At 67.4% G+C, this 9130-nt stretch carries 8 protein-coding genes and 3 pseudogenes; 6 read left to right on the top strand and 5 right to left on the bottom strand.

Annotated elements, in window-relative coordinates; all coding sequences use genetic code 11:
* Positions 1–287 precede the first annotated feature (287 nt).
* On the top strand, positions 288–869 hold the full coding sequence (locus ACH4TL_RS45475; RefSeq protein ID WP_398331630.1) for a GNAT family N-acetyltransferase: 582 nt from the start codon (positions 288–290) through the stop codon (positions 867–869).
* 72 nt (positions 870–941) lie between these two features.
* Here the strand turns inward: ACH4TL_RS45475 and ACH4TL_RS45470 are convergent.
* Positions 942–1406: pseudogene (locus ACH4TL_RS45470) on the bottom strand (ATP-binding protein); the annotation flags it as partial.
* An 80-nt stretch (positions 1407–1486) separates the two neighbouring features.
* On the bottom strand, positions 1487–2368 hold the full coding sequence (locus tag ACH4TL_RS45465; protein WP_398331633.1) for an NmrA/HSCARG family protein: 882 nt from the start codon (positions 2366–2368) through the stop codon (positions 1487–1489).
* Between the two features lie 324 nt (positions 2369–2692).
* On the opposite strand from ACH4TL_RS45465, the gene ACH4TL_RS45460 reads away from it, so the two are divergent.
* On the top strand, positions 2693–3139 hold the full coding sequence (locus tag ACH4TL_RS45460; RefSeq protein ID WP_398331636.1) for a MarR family winged helix-turn-helix transcriptional regulator: 447 nt from the start codon (positions 2693–2695) through the stop codon (positions 3137–3139).
* 151 nt (positions 3140–3290) lie between these two features.
* Here the strand turns inward: ACH4TL_RS45460 and ACH4TL_RS45455 are convergent, their stop codons facing one another.
* A complete protein-coding gene (locus ACH4TL_RS45455) occupies positions 3291–4175 on the bottom strand; it encodes an NmrA/HSCARG family protein (RefSeq protein ID WP_398331639.1) in 885 nt (294 codons plus the stop codon).
* A 429-nt stretch (positions 4176–4604) separates the two neighbouring features.
* Positions 4605–4757 (bottom strand): annotated as a pseudogene (locus ACH4TL_RS45450) (IS630 family transposase); the annotation flags it as partial.
* Between the two features lie 260 nt (positions 4758–5017).
* Here ACH4TL_RS45450 and ACH4TL_RS45445 point away from each other — a divergent pair.
* The 4 genes from ACH4TL_RS45445 (at position 5018) to ACH4TL_RS45430 (ending at position 8573) form a co-directional block, all read left to right on the top strand.
* Entirely contained in the window at positions 5018–5359 is a 342-nt protein-coding gene (locus ACH4TL_RS45445) for a PadR family transcriptional regulator (RefSeq protein WP_046913536.1), read from the top strand.
* The gene (locus tag ACH4TL_RS45440) at positions 5356–6312 is read left to right on the top strand and encodes a hypothetical protein (RefSeq protein ID WP_208522650.1); all 957 of its coding nucleotides are present in this window, start codon (positions 5356–5358) and stop codon (positions 6310–6312) included. Before ACH4TL_RS45445 ends, ACH4TL_RS45440 begins: the two co-directional genes overlap by 4 nt.
* Positions 6313–6406: 94 nt before the next feature.
* The gene (locus tag ACH4TL_RS45435) at positions 6407–7330 is read left to right on the top strand and encodes a phosphatase PAP2 family protein (protein ID WP_398331644.1); all 924 of its coding nucleotides are present in this window, start codon (positions 6407–6409) and stop codon (positions 7328–7330) included.
* A 184-nt stretch (positions 7331–7514) separates the two neighbouring features.
* Positions 7515–8573 (top strand): IS630 family transposase, encoded by a 1059-nt coding sequence (locus ACH4TL_RS45430; RefSeq protein ID WP_398331647.1) that lies wholly within the window; start codon positions 7515–7517, stop codon positions 8571–8573.
* 278 nt (positions 8574–8851) lie between these two features.
* Here the strand turns inward: ACH4TL_RS45430 and ACH4TL_RS45425 are convergent.
* Positions 8852–9106 (bottom strand): annotated as a pseudogene (locus ACH4TL_RS45425) (zinc-binding dehydrogenase); the annotation flags it as partial.
* Between the last annotated feature and the right edge of the window lie 24 nt (positions 9107–9130).

Raw genomic sequence — 9130 nt, 5'->3', positions numbered from 1 at the left:
CGCCGCCGTCGGGCAGCAGCCAGCAGCCGCCCTTCACAACGACATAGAAGCCCGCGCCGCCGTACGGGTCAAGGCGCGCACACCAGCTCCCGCCTGCCTGGCTTCGTTCGCGTTCAGTAGCAGCGTTTGTCCACCGGTTTGGGAGGCGACGGAGGGTCGGAGCCTCCGCAGATGTTCACGAGAAATGACGTCGCTCTTGGCCGAGGAGTCTCAACCGTGCCTGGTTGAGTGACGGGCAACCGATAATGCGTTGTCGGTCTCAGCTGGGCTGCGAGAGCATCCGATGCATGGAAGAGCCTGCCGAAAGCCTCATCTCTGACCAAGTTGAGCTGCGCCGGTGGCGCATGAGCGATCTCGACGCCTTGGAACGGGCGATCTACGAGTCCCTGGACCATCTGGTGCCCTGGATGCCGTGGGCTGCCGACTCTGGCAGACAGCAAACCTCTGACTTCCTCGCCCGAAACCAGGAAGAGTGGGAAACCAGACAGGCCTTCGGCTATTCGATCACATCAGATGCTGAGGTGATCGGCAGCTGCGGCCTCATGCGCCGCATCGGAGCTGGCGGCCTCGACATCGGCTACTGGCTCCACCCTCATTGGACCGGACGGGGGCTGGCCACGATGGCGGCAGCGGCTCTTGTCCGCCAGGGCTTCCAGCTCGCGGGCATCGACCGCATCGAGATCCATCACGATGCCGCCAACCCGGCCAGCGGAGCCGTCGCCCGCCGCTTGGGATTCACTGAGGTTGAGCGCATACGAGCAACTGAAGGGCCCGTCGCTCCTGGCGAAGTGGGGATCGATGTCATCTGGCGTATGACGGCAGACCAATGGAAGGCATGGACAGCCGAGCACGCTCAACAAGCGAGTTGAGCAGAGGTAATACTTTCTGGCGGCGGACACCGCCCGTGAGAGCGGGGTCCGCCAAGACGGGACCGTCAGGTGTCAACTGGCATTGGCGTGCTCTTCGGCTCGTGCTCGGGTGCTGGCGAGGCGGTAAGAGTCGGTGCCAGTCTCGATGATGGTGCCGTTGAAGGTGAGACGGTCGACGATGGCCGCGCAGAGGCGAGGGTCGGTGAAGGTCTTGGTCCAGCCGCCGAAAGACTCGTTGGAAGCGATGGCCACGCTGTTCTTCTCCTCCCGCTCGGTCAGCACCTGGAACAGCAGCTCGGCGCCGTGGCGGTCGAGTTCCATGTAGCCGAGTTCGTCGATGCAGAGTAGGTCGACGCGGCCGTAACGAGCGATCGTCTTGTTGAGCTGCTTCTCATCGGCGGCCTCGACCAGCTCGTTGACCAGCTTCGTGGCCAGCGTGTAGCGGACTCGGTAACCCTTCATGGCCGCCTCCGTGCCTAGGGCGATGAGCATGTGGGACTTGCCCGTGCCGGAATCTCCGATCAGGCAGAGCGGCTGGCCTACGTCAACATCAACATCCATCAATGCGTTTCCCTTCTGGACGGTCGACACCTCTGACTCGGCTGCGACAGCGGTTGTCACCGGCCCGGGAGTGTCCAGCCGCTGGAGCGCAGCCACGTGGGCAGGTCCCACGCACCCGGTTCGATCGCCTTCACCGCATCGATGTCGGCCTGGTAGGCGGGCGTCTCCGCGAACCAGCGGAACATGGCCTGGGTATCCGGGTTGTCCTCGAGGACCTTCAGGGGCAGGGCTTCGTATCGTGCCGGGAGCCCGGCGTGTTCGCCGAAGGCGGCGGCGATCTGGCTGCCGGTGCGTTCGTCGCCGGCGATCTCGATGGTGCCGCCGGGCGCCTCCGCGGTGCCCAGCAGGAGAGCGGCGCTCATCCGGCCGATGTCGTGGACGGCGACCATCTGCAGCGGGATGCCGTCGGGCAGCGGTATGCGCAGCACGATCTCGCCCTGCTCAATGCTCGGTGCCAGGAACGAGAAGTTCTCCATGAAGGCGACCGGGCGGACTATCGTCGCCCTCAGGCCGGACCGCTGGAGGTATTCCTCCACACGGCGCTTCGACTCGAAGTGCGGTATGCCCGAGTTGCGTTCCGCGCCGCCGACCGAGCTGAACACGACGTGCGGCACGGCGGCCGTGACCGCCGCGTCGACGAGGGCGGTGCCCAGTTGCGTCTCGCCTTCGATGTCCGCGAGGGTGTGCCCTGCGGGGGTGGTCATGAAGAAGAAGGCGTCCACCCCCTTGAGCGCCGTCGACAGCGACGCGGCGTCGCCGATCTGAATGCGCGCGAGTTCGACTCCGCGGTCGGCGAGCGCCTGCGCCCGGTCGGACTCGGGGTTACGTACGAGGGCGCGCACGTGCGCACCGTGGGTCAGGAGCGCGTCGATGACCGATCCGCCCTGCTGGCCCGTGCCACCGAAGACGGCGATTGTGCCGAATGGCTGTGTGCTCATGATTGCTTCTCTCTCTGGGCCCGCCCTGAAGCCGGTGCAGCAGCGGTCGCTGCCATGCCCGGCGCGAGCGGGTTGTCTGTGTCTCGGTTTCGTAGAAAACGCGTCCGGGCGCTCTGAGGCGATGGCGTGCACTGGGCGAGCCCGCCACGGCACATGCGAGTCTGCTCCGGACTAACCGGTGGCGGAGCGCTGCTGGTGCCGCACCAACAGCACGCAGAGCCGCATCACCATCGGCGGCCCAACAGTTCCTGCCGTGAACTAAAGTAGTTCCTGCCGTGAATTTCCGCAAGGTAAGCTGACGTACAGCGAAGGAAGGGTGCGCCGGTGACAGAGAACGACGACTTCGGAAACAACCTGGTCTGGCTGTCCGTGCTAGTGCAGCGCCGGTACGCACAGATCTGCGCTGACCACGACCTCACCTCGGTCCAGGCGACACTCCTGTGCGTGATCAAGGATCAGCCACAGGGCATGGGTGAACTCGCACAGCTGCTCGGCGTGGCCAAGAACGCGCTCAGCGGTCTCGTTGACCGCATCGAACGACGCGGACTGGTGCAAAGGGAAGCACTCCAGCGCGATCGGCGGGCGGTCACACTCAGCACCACCGCACTCGGCAAGGAGATCGTCGACGCGCTCTACGCCGACGTCGCCCGACGCATGCCCGATATCGCCGGTGCACTGCCCGCCGACGAGCAGCACCAGCTCGCCAACTCCGTCGCCCGCATCACCGCCCATCTGACGGCATCGTCCATGCAGTCGCCGGGATCGATGTGACCGACGTTTTCGACGGCACGTAAACAGGAACTCGTAGTCGCCACTGCCTGCGGGCAATCCCGTTTGGGTCGGGGCTGCCTTGACCGAGCGGAGCAGGGCCCGGAAGTTCACTCAGTGGATGGTGTTGCTGCGATGGGTATCCAGCAGTGCGTCACCGGCCAGGGCTCGGGACCGCCCATCCGCTGGAGCGGATCCACGCAGGCAGGTCCCACACGGTCGGCTCGATCACCTTCACTGCTTCGATGTCGGCCTGGAAGGCCGGCGTCTCTTGCAGCCAGCGGAACATTGCCTGCAGATGAGGGTTGTCGTCAAAGGCATTCAGCTGCAGAGCCTCATAGCGTGCCGGCAGCCCGGCGCGCTCGCCGAACGCGGCGGCGATCTGACTGCCGGTGCGCTGGTCGCCGGCGATTTCGATGGTGCCGCCTGGTGCTTCTGCGGCCCCAAGCAGGAAGGAGGCGCTGATCTGCCCGATGTCGCGGACCGCGATCAGCTGCAGCGGGATGTGATCGGGCAGCGGCATACGCAACACGACCTCGCCGTCCTCCACGCTCGGTCCCAGGAACGGCAGATGGTCCATGTAGACGACCGGTCGGACCAGCGTCGCCCGCAGGCCGGACTTTTCAAGGCGCTCCTCCAGGTAGCGCTTGGACTCGAAGAGCGGCACGCCCGAGTCGCGGTCAGCACCTCCAACCGAGCTGAAAACCACGTTCGGCACGGCCGCCGCGGCCGCCGCATCGATGAGGGCGATGCCCTGGCGCGTCTCGCCGTCAATGTCGTGGGTGTCACCCTCGATGGTGGTCATGAAGAAGAATGCGTCGACCCCTTGCAGCGCGGCCAGCAACGATGCGGCGTCACTGACCTCGACGCGGATGAGCTCGACTCCTCGGCCGGCGAGTGACCGTGCCCGGTCGGAGCCAAGGTCACGGACGAGGCCGCGTACGTGCGCTCCGCGGGACAGGAGTGAGTCGATGACCGCTCCGCCCTGTGCATCCAATGCATCGAAGACGGCGATTGTGCCGGATGACCGTGTGTTCATGATTCCCCTTCTCGTGTGTACGTCGACACCGGTGCGACAGTGATTGGCAGCCAGCGGACCCCATGTCGATGGGCTTCGGAAATGCCGTCCGGGGTGCCGCGGATGAAAGGAGCAGCAGAGGGCGAACTCTGGATGCCCCTGCCGCTAGTTCCTGCCGTGAACTAAAGTAGTTCACGGCAGGAACTTTGACAAGACGAGAGGGGATGGGGAGCACCGGAAGGTGTGCGGACTGCCGCCCCTCCGACGAGTGAATCGGGGAAATGGCCACCCGTTTGGCCGTCAGGTGCCATCACGACGACCGCGGCACCCGGCGTCCGCCGAGCAGGAAGCGGGCCCTGGGAGGGCCACCCTCACGGGGGTGTGGCACGCCTGCGGGCTTCCTGGTGAGCATGGAGACATGCCCAACGAGAACAACCCGAATGAAACCATCCGAAGCAACACATCGCCGGTAAGGCCCTCGTGGCTGATGTCGTCGAACGCCCCCTCGGCTACCAGGAAACCGGCCAGCTTGGCTGGGCTCCAGGTCGAGCACGGCAGGCCGTGCTCGGCTGGCTTGGACTTGGCGATCTTCTTGATCTCCCGGCCGGTCCGGGCGAACAGGGTCTGGTCCGTGGAAGATTCAACGGAGGCGAGACGGGTCCGGCGGACACGGTGGGAAAGACATTCCGCTCGGCCCGGACCAGGTCGCGGTGAGCATCCGCCAACGCCGCGCGGGTGCGTCGAGGAGATCGCCGTCGCGCCCGCCGGCCGGGGGAGGTGACGCTCGCCGCGGGCGTGGAGGTGCTGTCGCTGATCACCCAGGACTGGCAGATATATTTCGTAGCTCGATATATGCTCGATGCATGACCAGACAGAATCCGCCCTTGACGGAACCGCAGTACTTCATCCTTGCTGCACTCATGGATGGTCCGTTGCACGGTTACGGCATCATCAAGGCTGCCGAGCAGGCCACCGACGGGCGGCTCCGGATCGCTGTCGGCACTCTCTACGGCGCGCTGGAGCGGATGGAGCGGGCCGGGCTGGTGGCCGCCGGCCATGAGGAGATCGTGGACGGGCGGGCGCGGCGCTACTACCGGCTCACCGAGGACGGCGCCGAGGCGCTCGGCCGGGAGGCGCTGCGGATGCAGCAGGCGGCGGCCGTCGTCATCGGACACTCGCGGGATGCAGGAGCGGCCCCGGCATGAATCGTCTGCTGCTTGCGGCCTATCCCGAGCCCTACCGTTCCCGGCAGGGAGAGGAGGTGCTGGCCTGCCTGTCCGAGGCGTATCCCGGCCGCTCCTGGCCCCCGCCGCGGGAAGTTGCCGCCCTGGTGCGCGCCGGGGTGCAGGCCCGCGCCCGTGCCGTCGTCGACGACACGGCCCGGCCGTGGTGGCTGGACGGCATCCATCTGGCTGCTCTGGCCCTCGCCGCGCTGGCGCTGGTTCCGTACTTGCAGGATGTGTGGCACTGGGCGCTGCACATCGACCCCGGACAGCACGCCATCGCCTTCCACTTCTCCGGCTGGTACCCGTGGGCCGAAGGGCCCACGCGGATACGGCTGCTGCCCTACGGGCTGCTCCCGCTGGGCTGCCTGATCGCCCTGCTGCGCGGCAGACCGTGGATCGCGCTGCCGGCCGCGGCAGCCATGATCTGGGCCGGCGCCACGTCCCACGGCCGCACCCTCTTCGGCGACGAGGGCAAGGCGGGCCTGGGCTACTACGGTCTTGGCGCCCCGATAACGGCCCGTGACCTGGTGCTGTCGGGGGCACTGTGCGCCGCGTGCGCCGTGCTGGCGCTCTGCCGTCCCAGCCGTCTGCGACGCCGCTCGTACCGCTGGCTGGCCCCCGTCGTGCTCGCCATGTTCGTGGCCGGGGGCCTGCACATCATCTCCGTCAGTCCGGCTTTCCAGCGCGGTTTGTTCGTCCTCGAAGTCGCCGCGCTGATCGCCGCGTGGGTGGCGACGGCCGCCACCGGCGACCACCGGTGGCTGATCCCCGTCGCGGCGTTCGCGATCGTCCGCACGCAGGCGATCGTCGTCCGGCCGGACGCGTTCATGCAGTCCTTTCCGGACCTGGTCGTCCTCATCCTGCTGATCGCACCTCTCCCCGCCGTGGCGATCGCCGCCCAGCGCCGACAGGGGCAGGCACTCGCCGAATAGGAGCGGAGCCCCGGTGGGCCGGCCGAGCCCGGCGGCCCACGTCGTGCCGGAAGACGCGCGTGACCGAACTCCCCCCAACGGAAGAAACAGAGCGATGACTCAGCACGATTCTCAGTCCCTGCCCGCGCACCGTCCGGGGGCCTCAAGGCAGGTCCCCGAGGCCCCCGACAACCCCAGCCCGTCGCGTACGACACGGCCGTGGATGCCGGCTCTGCTGTACACCCTGGGGTTCCTGACGGTCTACCTGCTCGCCATCTGCACCCCGTGGGGGCAACGAGCCGAGAACTCCTGGTTTCATCTCGGTAAACAGGGCGGCGAAGAAGCATGGATCTACCCCCTGTCAGGAGCGGCCTACGGCTCGACGCCCCTGCCGCCGATGGAATTGAGTGCCAAGCCCACGCTGATGGTGGGCCTGGCCGTCATCGTGGTCCTCACCCTGGTGCGGCGGTGCTGGCGGCAGGGGTGCGCGGCGCTCGGGGTCGTCATTCTCACGGCCGGAGGCAACGATGTGCTCAAATCGACCATCCTGCCCCGCCCCGATCTGGTAGGCGCGCCGGAGAATCTCCTTGATCAGGGTTTCCCCAGCGGGCACTCGGCCATCCCCGCCGCGCTGACCCTCGCCGCCGTCCTCGTGGTGTCCCCCCGCATCCGCCCCTACGTCGCCTCGGCCGGTGTGCTGTGGCTCGCCTGCATCGCCGCCGCCAGCGCGACCATGGGCGGCCACCGGCCCAGCGAAGTGCTGGGAGCCACACTGTTGGCCTGTGCCTGTTACGGCCTCGCAACCTGGCTGCTGCCACCAGCCGCCGCGCCAGGCGCCACGCGGAGCCCCCGTGCGCTGCCCGTCATCACCCTGACGCTGGCACTGGCCGTCGCACTCGTTTCCGGCGCACGGAACGACACCCTCACAAGGTCACTGGTCTCCGCGGCGACGGCCTTCATATGCGCGGCCCTGGTCTGGTACGCCGCAGTCGGGTGGCCCGCACACACCGCACGCCGCACACGCCCCGCACTGGACTGACCACCCGGCCGGCTCCGGGCGGGAACCGGCGCATCCTGGCAAAGCGGCGGTCCGACGCCACCGCCCAGTCGTAGAAGCCGTCGACGCCCGAGCGGGGATGCGCTACCGCCCGGCGTGTCCTCCCGTAGTCCGGTCAACAGGCCGGTGTCGCCCGGCGCGGCAACCGGACGGCCAGAATGATCACGTGACTGAACGAGTGCAGGTCCGGGAGATCGACGATTACGAGGGCCGGCGGCTGCTGCGGATTATCCGCAGGGGCACCGGGTCGGTGGTGACCTTCACCAGCGACGTCCGCGATGTGATCCACAACTTCAACACCGACGACTTCGACTCGCTCTACCCGAAATACAAGGGCGGGCGGCCCAGGACGTTCACGCTGCCGGAGCGCCGCGAGATCAAGAAGATCGCGAAGTCCAAGCCGACTGAGCACGACCTGCCCTTTTCCACCTGGAGTCTGTCCAAGCCGGCGGACTTCCTGGTCGCAGAGGGGGTGATCGACGACATCAGCCACGAGGGCCTGCGCATCCTGTTCCGCAAGGAAGGCGTCTCCTTTCAACGCCTGAAGACCTGGAAGACCTCCCGCGACCCGGACTACGCGGCCAAGAAGGTCCGCGTCGAGCACCTCTACGCGATCGCCGACGGGGAGGTCCTGCCTGAGGAAGGCGAGCCCGAAATCATCTTCTGCATGGACGAGTTCGGCCCGCTCAACCTCATGCCCCACCCCGGGAAGCAGTGGGCCGAGCGCGGCGGCAAGCACAAGGGCCCCGACCGTGAGCCGCGCCGCAGGCGGCGGGCGACCTACAACCGCTACGGCGGAGTACGGCACCTGTTCGCCGCCCTGGACCTGGCCAAGGGCAAGCTCTACGGCCACATCAAGCCGGTCAAGCGGCGGGCGCAGTTCCTGGAGTTCTGCCGCTACCTGCGCACCCTCTACCCGGACAAGGTCCGTATCGCGATCGTCTGCGACAACTTCTCCCCGCACCTGACCACGAAGAAGTGCCAGCGGGTCGGCACCTGGGCCGCGGCGAACAACGTCGAGATCACCTACACCCCGAAGAACTCCTCCTGGCTCAACCGCATCGAGGCCCAGTTCACCGCCCTGCGCTACTTCACCCTCGACGGCACCGACCACGCCACCCACAAAGAGCAGGGCAGCATGATCCGCCGCTACATCGTCTGGCGAAACCACCATGCGGAGAACCGGCACCTACGCGCCGTCGTCGACAGGGCGAACGTTGCCTGATGCGGCACTAGCCCGCACGGGCAGTCTTTCGTTGGTCATGCGGCGAGGGCGAGGTGATGCATGCGAGCAACGGCGTGGAGGCCGTTGCAGCGTCGCCGGCAGTCGCGGAGGATCTTGTAGTTCTTCGTGCGGGCGAAGGTGTGCTCGACGCGGGCGCGGACTTTGCGGTGCCTCGCGTTGTCCGCTTCCTCGCCGTAGCCCCGGTCGATCCACTCACGAACGCGTCGAGGTCCAGGCGCCCCTGGAGATACAGGTCGATCAGCAGGGGGAAGTAGCGCGACCACGTCTGCTCCGAACCCACCGGCCAGCTCGCGTACCGCCGTCACGGGGTCCGTGTCCCGAGCGTTGACGGTGTTCGTGGCGCCCAGCGACGCCGCGGTGGCGAGCTTGCGGCCGTCGATGTCCACGGCGATGGTCTTGCCCGCCATCACGCCATAGCCCCGCAGCTTGGCCGGGGACGCGGCCGGGTCGGCCTTGGTGCACTGCCCTGCCGCTACCAGGGGCTTCTCGGCGAAGGCACCGATGCCCAAGGCCGACCCGACAGGCCCGGTACCGGC

It is taken from the genome of Streptomyces sp. NPDC021115 (assembly GCF_044333065.1).
Taxonomy (GTDB): domain Bacteria; phylum Actinomycetota; class Actinomycetes; order Streptomycetales; family Streptomycetaceae; genus Streptomyces.
This window is presented reverse-complemented; position numbering and strand designations above follow the sequence as displayed.